The organism is Priestia abyssalis (assembly GCF_002019595.1).
Classification (GTDB): Bacteria; Bacillota; Bacilli; order Bacillales; family Bacillaceae_H; genus Bacillus_BA; species Bacillus_BA abyssalis.
Map to the genome: position 1 here is coordinate 1,558,692 of NZ_KV917369.1, position 15,844 is coordinate 1,574,535.

Consider the following 15,844-nt stretch of genomic DNA (forward strand, 5'->3'; position numbering starts at 1 on the left):
CAATATCCTATATGTTGCAGGAAAATCGTACGCGTAGTGTTTTTAGTCCTATTCGTACATACTAAATCTACATTGAATAGGGGAGGTGCAAATCATACAGAGAAATACTGTATGATTGACGATTTGGAAGCTTTTAATTTGATTATGATAGCTGTTCTTATCGCGATTTCCGGATTTTTCGTAGCGTCTGAATTCGCTATTATAAGAGTGCGTTCTTCTCGTATCGATCAGCTCGTAGCGGAAGGAAGCAAGCAGGGAGCAGCTGCAAAAAAAGTAATTGAAAATCTGGACGAATATTTATCAGCCTGCCAGCTTGGAATAACGTTAACTTCACTCGGATTGGGGTGGCTTGGTGAACCGACTGTGGAGCATTTATTACATCCTTTATTTGAAGAATTAAATGTAAGTCCAACGCTTGCCGGTGTGCTATCATTTGCCATCGCTTTTTCTGTTATTACCTTTTTACACGTGGTGGTAGGGGAACTTGCCCCCAAAACTTTAGCCATTCAAAAGTCAGAACCAGTCAGTCTTTGGACGGCACAGCCGCTCATTTGGTTTTATAAAATCATGTATCCATTTATTTGGTTCTTGAACGGTTCGGCTCGTTTTGTTACGAAAATATTCGGTTTGGAGCCCGCAAGTGAACATGAGCTAGCCCATACCGAAGAGGAGCTTCGCCTTATTTTGTCTGAAAGTTATAAAAGCGGCGAAATCAACCAATCGGAGTTCAACTATGTAGAAAATATTTTTGAATTCGATGATCGAGTAGCAAAAGAAATTATGGTGCCGCGCAAGGAAGTGACCGTTTTGGATAAGACGAAATCCATTGCGGAAAACTTGGAAATCATTAAAGAAGAAAAATATACACGTTATCCGGTCATTGACGGAGATAAAGATCATATTGTCGGAATGATCAATATGAAGGAAGTATTTACCGATGTGGTTGTACATGGAATAGATAAAACAAAAACAGTGGAAAAGTATGTACGTCCGGTCATTCAAGTCATTGAGTCCATCGCCATCCATGATTTGCTTTTGAAAATGCAAAAAGAACGCATTCATATGGCCATTTTAGTGGATGAGTATGGTGGAACAGCGGGATTGGTAACGGTTGAAGATATTTTAGAAGAAATCGTGGGGGAAATCCGCGATGAATTCGACGCCGACGAAGTTCCGATGATCCAAAAATTGAATGAGCATCAAACCCTTCTTGATGGGAAGGTATTAATCTCTGAAGTGAACGATATGTTTGGCTTGGAGATTGACGATGAAGACGTCGACACAATCGGGGGATGGGTATTAACAAAAAAATATGATTTGGAGCAAGGTGACACTATTATTTTAGATAATTACCGATTCCGAGTGAAAGAGCTGGATGGGCACCATGTCCGCTGGATTGAAGTGACCTATGATCCGTCATTGAAACGAATAGAAGAAGGTGCAGTGATAGAAGCGGATGAAAAGGGCAAATGTCGGGGCTAAAAGCTCCGGCAGTTTTTTTGTAGTCAATCATTAAAGCTAGCGATGAATGAGTGGAGCCACGGGATGATTTTGGAGAATATTTTCCGTATATCGAAAAATAATGTCTGTATAAGAATGAGTGAGGAAAATAGAGAACAGGGGTGAAAAAAGGACAATTATCCGCTTTCACTCGGATTTTCATTATTTTTAAATTGTGTTATTCTTTCATTGTTAAAAACGGCCCCGACTTTCATGAGAGTTGAAAGTCATAAAAACTAAATAGAGGTGATGTGAGTGAACATAGCAACATTCAAGCAAGAATGGTTCTCGAACGTAAAAGGTGACGTATTGGCAGGAATGACTGTAGCGTTAGCTCTTATTCCCGAGGCCATTGCCTTTGCGATTATTGCAGGAGTGGACCCGATGGTCGGATTATACGCTTCCTTCTGTATTGCAGTAGTCATTGCTTTTACAGGTGGACGCCCCGGAATGATTTCAGCAGCTACAGGAGCAATGGCATTACTAATGATTACGCTCGTTAAGGACCATGGTATCGAGTATTTGTTTGCGGCAACTGTCGTGACAGGCATCATTCAAGTATTACTGGGTGTTTTAAAGGTAGGAAGATTTATTACGTTCTTACCGCAAACAGTTATGATCGGTTTTGTTAATGCGCTGGCTATTTTAATCTTTATGGCACAGCTTCCGCACTTTGCAGGAGCAAGCCGGATGATGTATGCAATGGTAGCGGGAACGCTTGCCATCATTTATCTGTTTCCACTTATCACAAAAGCGGTTCCATCGCCGCTTGTAGCCATTATCATTATGACGGCCGCTGCGATCTTTGGCGGACTCGATTTGAAAACGGTGGGTGATATGGGAGAAATCACGAAAGCACTTCCGATTTTCCATATTCCAATGGTGGAGATTTCATGGGAAACGTTGATGATCGTATTGCCCTATGCCTTTCCACTTGCCATCGTAGGTATTTTAGAGTCATTGTTAACAGCTACCATCGTCGATGAATTTACAAATACGAAAAGCGATAAAAATCGTGAGGTAAAGGGACAAGGGATTGCTAATATCGTAACAGGTTTCTTTGGCGGTATGGCTGGTTGTGCGATGATCGGACAGTCGGTTATTAACGTAAAATCAGGCGGAAGCGGCCGCTTGTCTGCCTTTACTGCAGGTGCATTTTTATTATTCTTAATCATGGTATTAGGCGACATTGTCACACAAATTCCGATGGCTGCATTGGTCGGTGTTATGATTATGGTATCGATTGGTACATTTGACTGGCAATCCATTAAAGACTTGAAGAAATATCCAGTGTCGGATGCAATTGTCATGCTTTTGACCGTTGGTGTTGTAGTATATACACATAACTTGGCTCTAGGTGTTGGATTGGGAGTTGTTTTAAGTGCACTCGTTTTTGGATGGAGAATGGCACAAATAAAAACATCGACAGTCGAAAAAGAGAATGTAAAAATTTATACGATTTCTGGGCAGTTATTCTTTGGTACAATGGCTCATTTTGTCGACTTATTCGACTATCAGCATGATCCGCAAACAATCCATATCGATTTTACAAACTCTCATGTATGGGATCATTCAGCGGTGACGGCAATTGCCAAAGTCATGCAAAAATATAAACGTTATAATAAAGAAGTCATTGTGACTGGATTGAATGCGGAAAGTGAGCATCTTATTAACCGTATCGGTCTGGATTCTGTATCAGGTCATTGATGGACTTATGGGTATGTAAGTGAAAAGAGAAAGTCGGGGAAAGAACGACCAGTTCTTTATAGTGAGAACTGGTCGTTTTCATTCATTTAATGGAAATGTTGGAAAAATGATGTGATATTTACAACAGTCCTTTTTAAGAAATAGTAAAATTTATCCTGTTTTTTCTTTTCATAATTTTTTTTACATTCCGCTATTATCTCATCTCTTTGCTCTGCTGCTAATTTGTAGGCGATAAGGCGGTATTGATAATCCATCATGCCAATCATCTCCTTGCAAAAGAGTGAATAGTTAAAGTGTAAGCGTTTTCTTTTTTTATTGTATCATAAATTTTGCCAACCGTAAAAGAGTAGCTGTCCCATAAGTCTCTCGTAAATCACAAGAACTGATTTTTACTGGAAGGCACCCTTACGAAATCCTTGATTTTACTGGATTTTAATAATGGGGCCTTTCAGGAGGATGTACCAAAAGGGTTGCTTTTTACCCTTTTGGTACATCCTCCCTTAAAAAAAGCTTGTAAATAAAAATCGCACTACAATGGCCAAAAACCAAACCACTCCAAAAAATAGGACTAAATACGTGGCAAATTTGAGTAAAGCAATTCGCGGTTTCGCAGGAGCTGAGTTTTTTGGTTCTTCTTTCTGTTTTGGACTAAGCATATCGTATTCCTTTCTTCTTAGCTGTTTTAAATGCTTTACCCTTCTGTCCAAAATGTAAACATCGGATATATGGGTTGCCTAGTATAAACGGCAAAGGAACAGCCATACTACGAGAAGGAAAGGGGCTGATTCAATGGAAAAGCCAGTGGAGACAATTAAATCGGTTCGAAGAAACCAAGAAGGAGATATTTTGAATGTACGAACGTCCGGAGAAAGGGAAATAGGACACCAAGAGGCCATTTTTGAATTGAAAAATGGCACAATTAGTGACCCGGAAGGTAAAATGGGAGAATCACTAGAGTAGACAAAAAGACCTGTATTGATGCAGGTCTTTTTGTCTACTCAGAACTAAACATAAAACGTTTATAATGATATGAAACACTAAACATTAAGCCCATTGCGAGCATATTTCCCATAAGCGAGCTTCCCCCGTAAGAAATGAATGGAAGCGGGATACCTGTAATCGGAACGACGCCGATGGTCATTCCGATGTTTTGGAAAACATGGAACGTGACCATGGAAATGACTCCTACACATAAATAAGAGTTAAAATCATTTTTTGTTTCAAGGCCGAGCTTGATTAAATGATAGATGAGAACAAAGAACAAACTAATGACAATACTACAGCCGATAAAACCGAACTCCTCCCCAATCACGGCAAAAATAAAGTCCGTATGGCTTTCAGGGAAATATACTTCACCATTTGTGAATCCTTTTCCATTCACCATTCCAGAACCAATGGCAAGAAGGGATTTTTGCAAATGATAACCTTCACCGCCGCTATAACTGTAAGGATCCAGCCAGGAGTAAATGCGGCCAAGCTGGTATTGCTTCACTCCCAAGTATTTTTCGAGAGCCGCAGGGAAATAAATGACCATCGCTAAAATGGATCCCCCAATTGTGGCAACTCCAAGGAAAATAGGAGCAATGATTTTCCATGAGATACCCGATACAAATACAAGTCCTGAAAAAATAGAAAGCAAGACGAGTGACGTTCCCAAATCAGGTTGCTGCATGACGAGCATGAGCGGAACGAATAAAGTCAGTCCCATTTTAAACAAAAGGAAAAAGTCTTCACGCAATGTTCGGATACGGTATTTCTCATTATGTTTAGCAATGAGATTGCTCAATGCAATAATGAGGAACACTTTAACGAATTCCGATGGCTGCAGGGAACCTATGCCAGGGAATTTAAACCAGCTCTTCGCTCCATTAATGACAGGTGCGATCGCAGGAGGAGCGACGATTAACAAGACAAGCAAGAAATTTCCGAATCCATATAAATACCAAGATAATTTTTGGAATTGTTCCGAATCTAAAAGCATGACGGCTGAAATAATGATTGATCCAACTACATACCAAACAATTTGTTTGACTAAAAAGTTTTCACCATACTGCCCGATTGTTTGCGCACTGTAAATAGCAATACAACTGACACAGAAAAATAAAAACAGAATGAAAGCTAAATTTAAATCGAATCTACTAACGTTTTGTTCGTTATTACTCATTTTACCCACCTAACAACTTGGAGTGTGTACAGCATATTATGATACCTCAAATATTTTACACCATAAATAGGCCGAACGCGAACAATTTTATGCACTATGGAGTGAATTAAGATAAAAGGTATGACAAGAATTTTGTCAATAACTCGGAAATGTGAAGTCAAACACTAATCTATTATATATCGAGAGAAATCATGCTAATGAAAACTGTTAAAGAATAAGACTAAATCTATTAATCTTTGCATATAGTAGAACTATACACAATCTATAAGCTTCAACATAGCCAAAGAACGGCCATGTTGAAGCTTATAGACCTAAGCGGCTGCCTCCCTTTCCGGGAGTGGCAGCTGCTTAGGTAAAACCCTTGAAGAGCCATTCAAGATATTTATGTGACCATTTATGAACATGTTCTATTGAATGAAGGCATGTGGAATAATCAAGTCTAATTTATATAGATGGAACTTTCATCGTCCGGGATACTTTATCATCGGGAATGATTAGTAGGCCCGTACGATGCGGGCCACGAAGATGTTACTATAGGACGCAGCGATGTTAGTCTGTGTTCTTTTAATCGGACTTTTATAAAAGTAGAACATACCGCTTGATAGAGGCAAATAAAATACTAGAGAACAGGAGAGAAACAGATGAATCTATTATTGGGTGCGATTGGGCTATTGTTTATCTGGGTTTTTATGTATATGTACCGTTATCGCTTGTTTATTACAAAATACACAGGGATAACAGCGGCTCTTGCATCCAGCATGATGATTGGATTTTTAAGTTCGGTTTTTTTTAGTATCAATGCAGCGGCACACGATGATACAAGTACGATTTTAAGTCTTATTATTAGTATGTTAGCCGGGATGATTATCGGTGTTCCGCATTCTTTTTCGGCATGGGTGGCAGGAGCCTGTGGAGGACTTGTTAGCGCCCCTTTAGGTAAAGTGGTTGCTTTACTTATTTCTGCTGAAAGGGCTGAGAGTTTTATTACTTCTTTATTGGTACTTTGTATTATTTTTATCATAGTATTGCTCGGCATCATGACTGCGGAAATCCCATCTTACTATGAGGTGGTTTTTCGAAAGTGGGCGCTCAATCCACTGACAATCGGCTTACCGCTGATTTTTATATTCCATGTATACGAATTGCTAGATAGGAGCTTGTCTTCAAAAAGACTGTTCCAACGCTCCAAAAAAATAGAAAGTCATCGCGGATCCAAATATATATAAATCCACATAAATAATTTAACACGAGCAAAGAACGCCCGTGTTAAATTATTTACGCATAAGCGGCTGCCAAGCGACATTAAGGGTTCTTGTCAGCCGCTTATACGAGAACCTTTGAGGTCCTACTCAAGATGCAGAGACACAAAATCCTAAAGAGGAATCACGGCCAAGGTAATGTTAAAAACTTAAATTGTATTTATAAAAGAAAGTTTTCAAAAGAATGACTCGACAGGTATGCTTTTATACCTGTCGAGTCATTCCTTAATAACAACGAAACGCTACGACTCTTCTTGTATCAAATCCGACATAACTCCATCTAAATCCATCCCATCGATATCCAGCGACAGAGCGTCTGCCGATATAAGTAGGATAGAACCAGAAAGAACGTCCGTTTCGAAGCCATACATATGTGTAACGGTATAAGCATCCGCGAAACGCCCCGGAATCTACTGCATATGTGCTGGGGCCCCCAACCCCTCCTTGAAGAGTTTGAGCTTCACTAAGGGAAGGGGTGAAGGACGGGGGAGGCTGAAGCGGAGGCTGCTGACCCATTCCACTTTCATCAGGGAAGCCGCCGCCGGGGAAACCGCCACCGGGGAAACCGCCACCGGGGAAACCGCCGCCGGGGAAACCGCCGCCGGGGAAACCGCCGCCGGGGAAACCGCCACCGGGGAAACCGCCACCAGGGGGAGGCCCAGGTGGAAAACCAAATCCAGGAATGTTTTGACGATACATTTTTTTCTCCTTTCTTTTACCAACTACCATACTTTATGCAATCAGGGGATATTGGGTGAATGTCCTTTTGCAGAGGAATTTAATCGAAAGCGAAGGAGAGTATAAGAAAAGTAAAAAATAGTTGACGAAACTGAAAAAGGGAAGTTATAATAAATCTTGAATTTGAGATAAATAATTTAATGATTTATGAAATGAGAACAAATTTTTAGTTATTTATCTTGAATTAATAATTTATTTATTTTTATATTTTTAAATAAAAATATTTTAATTTTTGGAGGATGAGAAATATGGCAAAAGTATTATATGTAAAAGCAAACCCAAAAACGGATGATATGTCTTTTTCAGCAAGATTGGCTAATGCGTTTTTAGATGGGTATCAAACAGAACATCCTGAAGATACAGTCGAAACGTTAGATTTGTACAACACATATCTTCCTTTAATCGATGGAGAGGTCCTTAGTGCCTGGGGGAAACTAGCAACTGGTGCTGAATTGACGGAAGAAGAGACGAAAAAAGTGACTCGTTTAGGAGAATTGGTCGATCAGTTTTTAGCAGCGGATAAAGTAGTATTTTCTGCTCCAATGTGGAACTTTGGTTTTCCGCCATTAATGAAAGCGTACATTGACGCGGTCGCTGTAGCCGGTAAAACATTCAAATACACGGAAAATGGTCCGGTCGGTTTAGCAGGGGATAAAAAAGTAGTTTTATTGGAAGCACGCGGCGGCATTTATTCAGAAGGTCCAGCAGCACCTATGGAGCATACGCAAAGCTACTTGAAAGCCGTTTTAAGCTTTTTCGGAATTCAAGATTTTACATTAGTTGTTGCGGAAGGAATGGCTGCGGCTCCAGCGGAAGCAGAAGCAATTTTTACAGCATCGGCTGAAAAAGCAAAAGCAGCTGCGAAAAACTTTTAATTCATTGATAAGAGAGGTCTCGCAGTATGCACAAAACTAGATTAACTGATGAATAGTTCATGATAAAGTCCTGTTTGCAACACTGATCTGGAAGCGTGATTGTGTTTCTTTGGGTTAACCTCCGCGCAGTATGGGTCATCGCAAAATTAGTAGTATCGAGGCTTTAAACTGATGGCCCATGTTGTGCAAAAAGAAAAAACATCACTTTTTCGATCTTATGGGACAGCGACAACTCACATGACCGCCATTCTTTTTTCATTGCAAACACTTTTTGGCTATGATTTAATGGAATATGTTGAACAATAAAGCGTGGCAGATGAGCGTTTCCTCATTGTTCATGCTTTTTGTTTTTTCAAAGGGGCGGATGGGTATTATAGTGGTGATTACATAGAAAAGGAAAGGTGAAAGCCATGTTCAAAAAGCTATTCGGCGGAAAATCAAGTCAAAAAGATGTAACGATTGTAGCTCCTTTAACAGGACAAGTAGTGCCAATTGAAAATGTACCAGATCCAGTATTTTCACAAAAAATGATGGGAAATGGATTTGCCATTGAACCGACAGATGGTCAAGTCGTTTCTCCAGTAGATGGTGAAGTAATTCAATTATTCCACACAAAACATGCGATTGGATTAAAAACTGATGCAGGTGTGGAAGTGTTAATTCATATCGGGCTTGAAACTGTAGCGATGAATGGAGAAGGATTTGAGGCGCACGTAAGCCAAGGGGATAAAGTAAAAGTAGGTACACCGCTTGTGACGTTCGATTTAAATCTTGTAAAAGAAAAAGCGAAAAGCACGGTTACTCCTGTCGTGATTACAAATACCGATAACATGGAAAGTTTTGAAATGTTAGCAAACGGTTCCACTGAAAAAGGTTCTACACCTTGTTTGAAAGTGGTAGCAAAATAGTGAGAAAATAAAACGTTGACGAAATATGTCGAAGTGCATATAATATAGCTAACAAGTATTTTGTCACATTGTGTAACGTATAACAAACCAAGGCCTAAGGTGCGCAAAAAGTGCGTATCTTAGGTTTTTTTATATTGAGGATGAGCCAGAAAGGCGAAAAACAGCCTTTTTGGCTTCCCCATATGAAAGGCGTTCCGTAAGAATTCAAATGAAACTTTTTAGGGAATTAAGCGTAGGAAAAGAAGGAAGAGAGTTTTGTTGCGCAAATGACCCCGAGTTGTGCTAAAATAGAAAATGTTGGACAAAAAAGCCATCTTGAAAGAGAGCGTTTAATATATGGAAATATACAGCGATTTACTATTGTTGTACGCAATATATGCAAGCCCGGTTGTTTTGATTATGCTGATTTTCTTTCTGTGCCGCCATATTTATGTAGTGCGCCCGGCGGCAAGTTCTGGCTATCAAAAACGGGAAATGAACGTATACGAACAAAGTAAATGGGTATCAATTCGTCAATTATGGCGTTTCACGTATTTATTTATGAAAAAGCCAACAAAAGAAATGGACAAACAAGATGATGGTGAAGAACGCCCTTTCCTTCAGGCAGGATCTTGTTTATAAACAACTAAACATGTTGGAGGAAAGAGAACAGATGAAAAGTAAATTGCTCATTCTAGCTTCGTTATTGTTAGTCGTATTATCCGGTTGTAATTTAAATGAACCAATTACATCAGAAAGCACTGGTGTGTGGAATCATTATTTCGTTTATCCTATGTCGCTGCTGTTGACAAAAGTGGCAGAAACGGCAGGCGGAAGCTATGGTTTATCCATCATCATTGTAACGATTATCATTCGATTAGTGCTGCTTCCTCTTATTATGAAGCAGCAAAAAAGTACGATGGCCATGCAGGTGCTGCGTCCGGAGATGGAAAATTTACGCAAGAAATATCCATCGAAAGATATGGAATCACAGCAAAAAATGCAAAAAGAAATGATGGAGCTGTATCAAAAGCACAATATTAACCCGCTTGGCGGATGTTTACCGCTTTTAGTGCAATTTCCAATTATTATGGCGTTTTATTATGCAATTGGACGTACAGAGGCGATTGCAGATCATTCATTTTTATGGGTAAGTTTAGGCAATCCGGATCCATATTTCATTTTACCGATTGTTGCAGCCTTGACGACATTCATTCAGCTTAAAGTTGGTATGACAGACGAAATGCCGCCGCAAATGAAAATTACGATGTATATTATGCCATTCTTCGTTTTAATAGCAGGTATTTCATTACCTTCTGCATTGGCTTTGTATTGGGTAATCGGGAACCTTTTCGGTATTGCTCAGGGGATTTATTTGAAAAAAAGAATGGCACTTTTGCAAAAGAGCGCATAATGAATAAAAAGGACCTCTATTATTGGGGTCCTTTTTTCATTGTACATTCTGATATGGAACTACTCTTTTATTGAGGAATGATTGATTTTATATAAAGGCAACTTCCATCAGTGGGGGTTTTAATGTCCGTTAATGCGGGATAAACAAAAAATTATATGTGAAAGAATCATGGAGTTTGTATAATAATGGTAGGAAAGGAAGGTGGGTGTTGAAAATGAAAATAAATGTATTATCAATTAATATTGGGATGCCGCAGGAAATGCCGTTTCAGAATAAAAGAATTCAAACCGGTATTAATAAAAATCCAGTAAGCGGGCCCGTATTTGTTTCACATTTACATATGGAAGGAGACGGGCAAGCCGATTTAACGGTCCATGGCGGTGTCGATAAAGCTGTTTGTGTGTATTGTTTTGATCATTATCCTTATTGGGAAGAAACATTGGGACAAAAGCTGAGCGCAGGAGCGTTCGGAGAGAATTTGACGATATCCGGTGCAACAGAAGAAGAAATTATGATCGGGGATATCTATCAGATGGGCGAAGTTGTTTTTCAAGTGAGTCTGCCAAGGCAGCCGTGTTATAAACTTTCGGTCAAATGGGACGAACCGTCCTTACCGGTGATGATAAAAGAAACGGGATACTCCGGTTTCTATTTTCGGGTTTTGCAGGAAGGCGTCATTAAACCGGGGGAAACGCTTCGATTAGTGAAGCGCCATCAGGATGCGATTTCAATTGCATTTGCCAACCACATAAAATATAAAGATAAGCAAAATGAGGAGGGTCTGTTAAAGCTCGTTCAGCTTAATGAACTTGCTGAGGCTTGGAAAAATGGGTTTCAAAACCGTTTAGAGGAAATGAAAAAATCGGATAAAATGCCTTGACATGAAACCCATTTCATACCATAAACTATAAATAACCCCATAAAGTACCATTAATTAGCCGGCGTTACTTGTATCTCATACGAGGCGTGACGGCGCTGTAAAGAAGGACGTTGATAGTCGCCCTTCTTTTTTTGCGGCTGTTTTTCAAAGAATCATACATGAAACGTTTTCCAATGTCTCAAAATAACAAGAAGAGGCCGGAAGAGGTGAAGATGATGAAGAAATGCCTAATAATGTTTATTGCATTACTGTTTGTGCATCAGCAGCCTGCAGAGGCAAAGGAAACTTCCTTGCATGCTGCTTTTATTCGAAGCGGTGATGTTTGGGTGAAAATGAATGATCGGGAATACCGTCTTTCTTATACAGGAAATATGTCCAATCCGCAATGGTCCCGAAGCGGGAAGTATTTATCGTTCGATCGAAAGGGAGTATTGTATGTTCGCCATCTCTCAGGCCGCCGTTATAATAAGCGGGTTGCTGTGGACATGAAGTTGGCCAGATGGTCGCCGACAGAGGAAAAGCTGGCCTTTTTATCTAATGGGATAATTTATGTATACGATCCGGAGAAGCAGCGATCTATTCCGGTAACGACTGGAGCTGACCAGTTCTCCTGGTTCCCCGATGGAAAGAGGTTATTGGTGACAAGCAGTGCAAAAATCCAACCGAACGGCTGGGGGCAGGCAGAGCTTTTTGAAGTTCCAATTGATGCTAATTTGAATTTTGAAAAGAGCCGGTCGTTTTTTGTGCTTCCGAAACCATCTGATGATTTTTTTGCCATTACGACGAGCCGCTTTAAATGGTCTCCCAATCAAAAGTGGATTAGCTTCATTGCGGTTCCGACGGCTTCCTGGTCGGCCGATTCCAATACTTTTTGTTTGCTGTCTGCTGATGGAAAAAAATTTCAAAAACTTGGAAAGATGGTGAATAACGAAGAATGGATGCATTGGGCGCCAAAGGGGGCGACCATCGGATTTATTGATGGAGAAGGAAGAATTGCTACTCAAAATAAGAAATTGACGATTAAGGAACTCGCTGCCATGGCAAAAGGAGCTGTCACACCAATGGGATACGTGGACTGGGATTTTACATGGCATAATAATGAAACCATCACGGTTTCAAGGGATAAAGAAACGGAATGGAACAATGATGAAGTGAAACGTCCCCTTCCTTCGCTTTATCAATTATCATTAAAGACACACGAACAAACAAGAATCACCGCTCCTCCAAAAACGGCTGGAGATTTTTATCCTATTTATCTGCCAGCTGCCAATCAATTAACTTGGATACGGTCAGACCGCAAAAAAGCGTTCGTTTGGCTAGGGAGCAGCAACGGCCGTTATAAACGAATCTGGATTCGGAATTTGGACGTCCCCATTCCTTACTATGACCAATATAATTGGAGTGAAGTACTGGCTGTATATGAGAAAACGTCACATTAAATGGAGAAAATAAAACTAAGCGAAACGGGACTTACGCTATATAGAGCGGGTCTCTTTTTTATTTATCGAATTTACAAAGCGAGAGTGAAACAAAAGAGAGGGCAATCTCGTATAACAATAAGAGAACTTATGAGAGAGGGAGAAGCAATGAAAAAACTTATATGGCTTCAAGGAATTTTCTCGTTTTCCTTTTTACTTTTGTTCATATTGCAATTAACAAAAGTATACATCCCGCATCCAAGTGCGTTTCCATTTTGTGTCGCCGGGTCTCTTGCTATTGATATTGTAAATGGTAAGCGCAGCTACTTTAATTATGTAATTATTGCCTTGATGATTGCCGCTTTTATGGCTGGCTTTTTTGTATAAAGTTTTATTAACAACTTTCATGAGGATGACTCAAAAGGGCTGTTTTTTTCTCTTTTGAGTCATCCTAATCGCCTATTTTGCTTTAATATTTTTCACAATATGAGCCAATCGATCAGGGTAATCCGTAAACATTCCATCTACTCCCCACTTGATGAGCCGTTTCATTTGTTTTATATCATTGACGGTGTACGGGTGAATGTCAAGACCAGCGGCTTTTACCGTTTGGACATATTGACTTGTCAGAAGACGGGCATTCGGTCCCACTCCCATTGCATATGTGCTGATCATTTTTAATTGCTTTTTTGTAATAAATCCAGAGAGGTGTGATGGAAGAAGCTGAATGAGTCGTAAAGAAGGGTTCAATCGCTTCAGCTTTTGTAAGCTGTCTTTACTAAACGATTGGATATATATATGGTTTATATTAATATCATAGCGTTTTAGTAGTTCAACGAGCTTTTCTTCCATTTCTCCGGATTGGGAAGGGGCTTTCACTTCAATATAATAGTGATGGCCGCTTCCGAATGTTTGAAAAATCTCTTCAAGTGTCGGTATTTGTAATCCTTCATATTCCTTTTTGGCTCGTTTTGGATTCAAATGATTAAACGAAGAGCCAGCATCCAGTTTTTTGATTTGAGTGAGTGTCAATTGTTTAGCCAATCCTTTTCCGTTGGTGGTTCGCTCTACAGTTTCGTCATGTAGTGCAATCAATGTTCCGTCTTTGGTCATTTGCAAGTCAATCTCTGTATATGTCCCGCCCTGTTCAATACCAAGTTCATAAGCTTTAATCGTATGCTCGGGCGCATATCCAGAGGCTCCCCGATGAGCAATGATGAGCAAATTGTGATGGTCTGCTGAAGAAGGGAGCAAGAAAAGAGCAAATACAAAGTATACGGCAGCTGCGAGTATGAGTAATGTCCGGTAAATGGTCAAATCGTTTCCCTCCTAAAATTTCATCAACTTATTATCATATTTCAAATAGGATTTGCCTTCAATATGCATCCCATTCACAAAGTTGCCATTTTGTTGTTAAAGGTTTTATGAACAATGATGGTTTTGGTGTTTTAGTATTTTAGTTTGTTTCGGGGAAATGGGCATTTCGTGGGGAAGATATGACAAAGAATCGCCATGATGTCATGGCGATTGTTTTTGCGATGTATATGTTTTGTTTTTCGGCGAGTGACCAATCGGTTCAAGGAGAGTGGTATAAACAACGAGCCTTTTTTCATGGGTGCCTTGCTCCCGGTTGAATGATCCGGTACATGTAATCAAGTTGAGCTGTTTCGCATTTGTTGGACCGAAAATAATGGAAAGCGGGGCATGCTGACGATCGTATGCTTCTTTTTTCTTAACCATAAATGTAAGCTTTTTTCCGTCTTTATCTTTTACGTGAATGAAGTCGCCTGTTGTTAAGCGGTTGAGATAGAAAAAGACAGCTGGTCCGGTTTTATCATCGACATGACCGACCATCACCGCGTTTCCTTGTTGACCTGGAACTGTTCCTGGTGAAAACCAGCCAACCGTATCTCGATTATCGGGAACAGCCATTTGCCCTGTATTCAATAAGCCTTTTGCTTCAATTGGAGCGGTTAGAGCCAGTTTTGGAATGTCTAAAGACACAGGCTGTGAAATCTTTGTTTCTCCTTGATTTGGTGTCGGGTGCAGAGGTAAGGCAGATTCATTTGCCGTACAGCCTGAACTAAAGAAGAGAAGCAATAAGCCAATGGAGCATATGCGCTTAAGCACGGGAACGACGAAAGGCGACACCGATTAAAATAAGGATGACAGCGCTGGCTGACGTATAAACTAAGTTTTCAAGCGAGTAGCTGGCAGCAGTTCCTCCCATTCCGGTTTTTGGCATCTCTGACGGCATCGGTACTTCAGGCGGCATCACGGATTGATCTTCTAAAATTAACACTTCGAGATCGCTGGCTGTATTGATGGCAAGTACGTGATAAATGGTATTTTGCGCTAATGCCGTATCGGAAAGGTCCAGAATTTGCTGCTGACCATCTGCGGTTGCAATAGCTAAATCATAAATATTTGGCTCAAGTTCTTTATAGTCGCTTGTTTGTTTAAAGGACAAGTTATTAAATAATACATCTCCGCCTTGCAATCCCACATTGACGACAGGAGCATCAGGGGATAAGTGTGACATGCGGATTTTTGCTTTGCCATTCGTCACTTCCATGTCATCTTTTAGTATTTCCAGCTCCAGTTTTTGTAATGTGTTGGCTGCCACGACTGTATAAGCCATTCCGCCCTGTACATTAACAGATGCAGTGATGAGGGGATCTTTTTCGCCTTTTGTGCCGGCTTCATAAATTTCAACAGAATTGGATCCTTCAGGTACACTCAAGTAATCGGTTGCATCTGCAAAAACGATTCCAGAGACGACTTGTTCTTCATTTATGTATATATCGACAGCTGATGCATCAGGGGAAGCGTGAACAATGCGCACGAGTGACTCCATTTGCATTTCAGCATGTGAATGAACAGTCGCTAAAGGAAGTAAAGTGACTAAAAGTGTTAGTAAGGTTAAAAATATCTTTTTCATCATCAATCTCTCCTTTTGTTGTTTAATTGATGGTAAAAGTTGGATGTATTAGTTGCACGTC

General features: G+C 40.1%; 17 protein-coding genes. 11 read left to right on the top strand and 6 right to left on the bottom strand.

Annotated features, from left to right (window positions below; all coding sequences use genetic code 11):
• Nucleotides 1-123 precede the first annotated feature (123 nt).
• Both BK575_RS07265 and BK575_RS07270 read left to right on the top strand, forming a co-directional pair.
• Nucleotides 124-1,482, top strand: coding sequence for a hemolysin family protein (locus BK575_RS07265; protein WP_078414686.1), 1,359 nt, complete (start codon nt 124-126; stop codon nt 1,480-1,482).
• Between the two features lie 273 nt (nt 1,483-1,755).
• Nucleotides 1,756-3,207 carry a SulP family inorganic anion transporter gene (locus BK575_RS07270; protein WP_078409758.1) on the top strand — a complete coding sequence of 484 codons (1,452 nt, stop codon included), beginning with the start codon at nt 1,756-1,758 and terminating at the stop codon, nt 3,205-3,207.
• Between the two features lie 86 nt (nt 3,208-3,293).
• Here BK575_RS07270 and BK575_RS28410 read toward each other — a convergent pair whose 3' ends face one another.
• Complete coding sequence (locus tag BK575_RS28410) at nt 3,294-3,464, bottom strand: hypothetical protein (RefSeq protein ID WP_169907625.1); 171 nt, start codon at nt 3,462-3,464, stop codon at nt 3,294-3,296.
• 532 nt (nt 3,465-3,996) lie between these two features.
• Between BK575_RS28410 and BK575_RS28415 the strand changes: the two genes are divergently transcribed.
• Nucleotides 3,997-4,167 (top strand): hypothetical protein, encoded by a 171-nt coding sequence (locus BK575_RS28415; RefSeq protein ID WP_169907627.1) that lies wholly within the window; start codon nt 3,997-3,999, stop codon nt 4,165-4,167.
• Between the two features lie 34 nt (nt 4,168-4,201).
• On the opposite strand, the gene BK575_RS07275 is transcribed toward BK575_RS28415, so the two are convergent.
• Nucleotides 4,202-5,371, bottom strand: a complete 1,170-nt coding sequence (locus BK575_RS07275; RefSeq protein WP_078409760.1) for an FtsW/RodA/SpoVE family cell cycle protein — start codon at nt 5,369-5,371, stop codon at nt 4,202-4,204.
• Between the two features lie 641 nt (nt 5,372-6,012).
• Between BK575_RS07275 and BK575_RS07280 the strand changes: the two genes are divergently transcribed.
• Nucleotides 6,013-6,597, top strand: a complete 585-nt coding sequence (locus BK575_RS07280; protein ID WP_078409762.1) for a hypothetical protein — start codon at nt 6,013-6,015, stop codon at nt 6,595-6,597.
• A 258-nt stretch (nt 6,598-6,855) separates the two neighbouring features.
• Here the strand turns inward: BK575_RS07280 and BK575_RS28420 are convergent, their stop codons facing one another.
• Entirely contained in the window at nt 6,856-7,329 is a 474-nt protein-coding gene (locus BK575_RS28420) for a hypothetical protein (protein ID WP_169907629.1), read from the bottom strand.
• 287 nt (nt 7,330-7,616) lie between these two features.
• Here BK575_RS28420 and BK575_RS07290 point away from each other — a divergent pair, with 287 nt between their 5' ends.
• From BK575_RS07290 to BK575_RS07320, 7 genes are all read left to right on the top strand, one after another.
• On the top strand, nt 7,617-8,243 hold the full coding sequence (locus BK575_RS07290) for an FMN-dependent NADH-azoreductase (protein ID WP_078409766.1): 627 nt from the start codon (nt 7,617-7,619) through the stop codon (nt 8,241-8,243).
• Nucleotides 8,244-8,653: 410 nt separating this feature from the next.
• Nucleotides 8,654-9,151 (top strand): PTS sugar transporter subunit IIA, encoded by a 498-nt coding sequence (locus tag BK575_RS07295; RefSeq protein ID WP_078409768.1) that lies wholly within the window; start codon nt 8,654-8,656, stop codon nt 9,149-9,151.
• 336 nt (nt 9,152-9,487) lie between these two features.
• Nucleotides 9,488-9,772, top strand: a complete 285-nt coding sequence (locus BK575_RS07300) for a hypothetical protein (protein ID WP_078409770.1) — start codon at nt 9,488-9,490, stop codon at nt 9,770-9,772.
• A gap of 31 nt (nt 9,773-9,803) precedes the next feature.
• Nucleotides 9,804-10,544 carry a membrane protein insertase YidC gene (yidC, locus tag BK575_RS07305; RefSeq protein ID WP_078409772.1) on the top strand — a complete coding sequence of 247 codons (741 nt, stop codon included), beginning with the start codon at nt 9,804-9,806 and terminating at the stop codon, nt 10,542-10,544.
• Between the two features lie 214 nt (nt 10,545-10,758).
• Nucleotides 10,759-11,424 carry an MOSC domain-containing protein gene (locus tag BK575_RS07310; RefSeq protein ID WP_078409774.1) on the top strand — a complete coding sequence of 222 codons (666 nt, stop codon included), beginning with the start codon at nt 10,759-10,761 and terminating at the stop codon, nt 11,422-11,424.
• A 212-nt stretch (nt 11,425-11,636) separates the two neighbouring features.
• Nucleotides 11,637-12,863, top strand: a complete 1,227-nt coding sequence (locus BK575_RS07315; RefSeq protein ID WP_139367983.1) for a TolB family protein — start codon at nt 11,637-11,639, stop codon at nt 12,861-12,863.
• Nucleotides 12,864-13,010: 147 nt separating this feature from the next.
• Complete coding sequence (locus BK575_RS07320) at nt 13,011-13,229, top strand: hypothetical protein (protein WP_139367984.1); 219 nt, start codon at nt 13,011-13,013, stop codon at nt 13,227-13,229.
• Nucleotides 13,230-13,301: 72 nt separating this feature from the next.
• Here BK575_RS07320 and BK575_RS07325 read toward each other — a convergent pair whose 3' ends face one another.
• From BK575_RS07325 to BK575_RS07335, 3 genes are all read right to left on the bottom strand, one after another.
• Complete coding sequence (locus BK575_RS07325) at nt 13,302-14,159, bottom strand: glycerophosphodiester phosphodiesterase (protein ID WP_235867328.1); 858 nt, start codon at nt 14,157-14,159, stop codon at nt 13,302-13,304.
• 201 nt (nt 14,160-14,360) lie between these two features.
• Complete coding sequence (locus tag BK575_RS07330) at nt 14,361-14,972, bottom strand: class F sortase (protein ID WP_169907631.1); 612 nt, start codon at nt 14,970-14,972, stop codon at nt 14,361-14,363.
• Nucleotides 14,965-15,786: a DUF4397 domain-containing protein gene (locus BK575_RS07335; protein ID WP_078409783.1), complete on the bottom strand. Its 822-nt coding sequence runs from the start codon at nt 15,784-15,786 to the stop codon at nt 14,965-14,967. The genes BK575_RS07330 and BK575_RS07335 overlap by 8 nt, the downstream gene beginning before the upstream one ends.
• Nucleotides 15,787-15,844 lie beyond the last annotated feature (58 nt).

Excerpts from the sequence above, each read along its gene's own strand:
- BK575_RS28410 (WP_169907625.1), bottom strand. The coding sequence starts at position 3,464 with ATGATGGATTATCAATACCGCCTTATCGCCTACAAATTAGCAGCAGAG.
- BK575_RS28415 (WP_169907627.1), top strand. The coding sequence starts at position 3,997 with ATGGAAAAGCCAGTGGAGACAATTAAATCGGTTCGAAGAAACCAAGAA.
- BK575_RS07275 (WP_078409760.1), bottom strand. The coding sequence starts at position 5,371 with ATGAGTAATAACGAACAAAACGTTAGTAGATTCGATTTAAATTTAGCT.
- BK575_RS07280 (WP_078409762.1), top strand. The coding sequence starts at position 6,013 with ATGAATCTATTATTGGGTGCGATTGGGCTATTGTTTATCTGGGTTTTT.
- BK575_RS28420 (WP_169907629.1), bottom strand. The coding sequence starts at position 7,329 with ATGTATCGTCAAAACATTCCTGGATTTGGTTTTCCACCTGGGCCTCCC.
- BK575_RS07290 (WP_078409766.1), top strand. The coding sequence starts at position 7,617 with ATGGCAAAAGTATTATATGTAAAAGCAAACCCAAAAACGGATGATATG.
- BK575_RS07295 (WP_078409768.1), top strand. The coding sequence starts at position 8,654 with ATGTTCAAAAAGCTATTCGGCGGAAAATCAAGTCAAAAAGATGTAACG.
- BK575_RS07300 (WP_078409770.1), top strand. The coding sequence starts at position 9,488 with ATGGAAATATACAGCGATTTACTATTGTTGTACGCAATATATGCAAGC.
- yidC (WP_078409772.1), top strand. The coding sequence starts at position 9,804 with ATGAAAAGTAAATTGCTCATTCTAGCTTCGTTATTGTTAGTCGTATTA.
- BK575_RS07310 (WP_078409774.1), top strand. The coding sequence starts at position 10,759 with ATGAAAATAAATGTATTATCAATTAATATTGGGATGCCGCAGGAAATG.
- BK575_RS07315 (WP_139367983.1), top strand. The coding sequence starts at position 11,637 with ATGATGAAGAAATGCCTAATAATGTTTATTGCATTACTGTTTGTGCAT.
- BK575_RS07320 (WP_139367984.1), top strand. The coding sequence starts at position 13,011 with ATGAAAAAACTTATATGGCTTCAAGGAATTTTCTCGTTTTCCTTTTTA.
- BK575_RS07335 (WP_078409783.1), bottom strand. The coding sequence starts at position 15,786 with ATGATGAAAAAGATATTTTTAACCTTACTAACACTTTTAGTCACTTTA.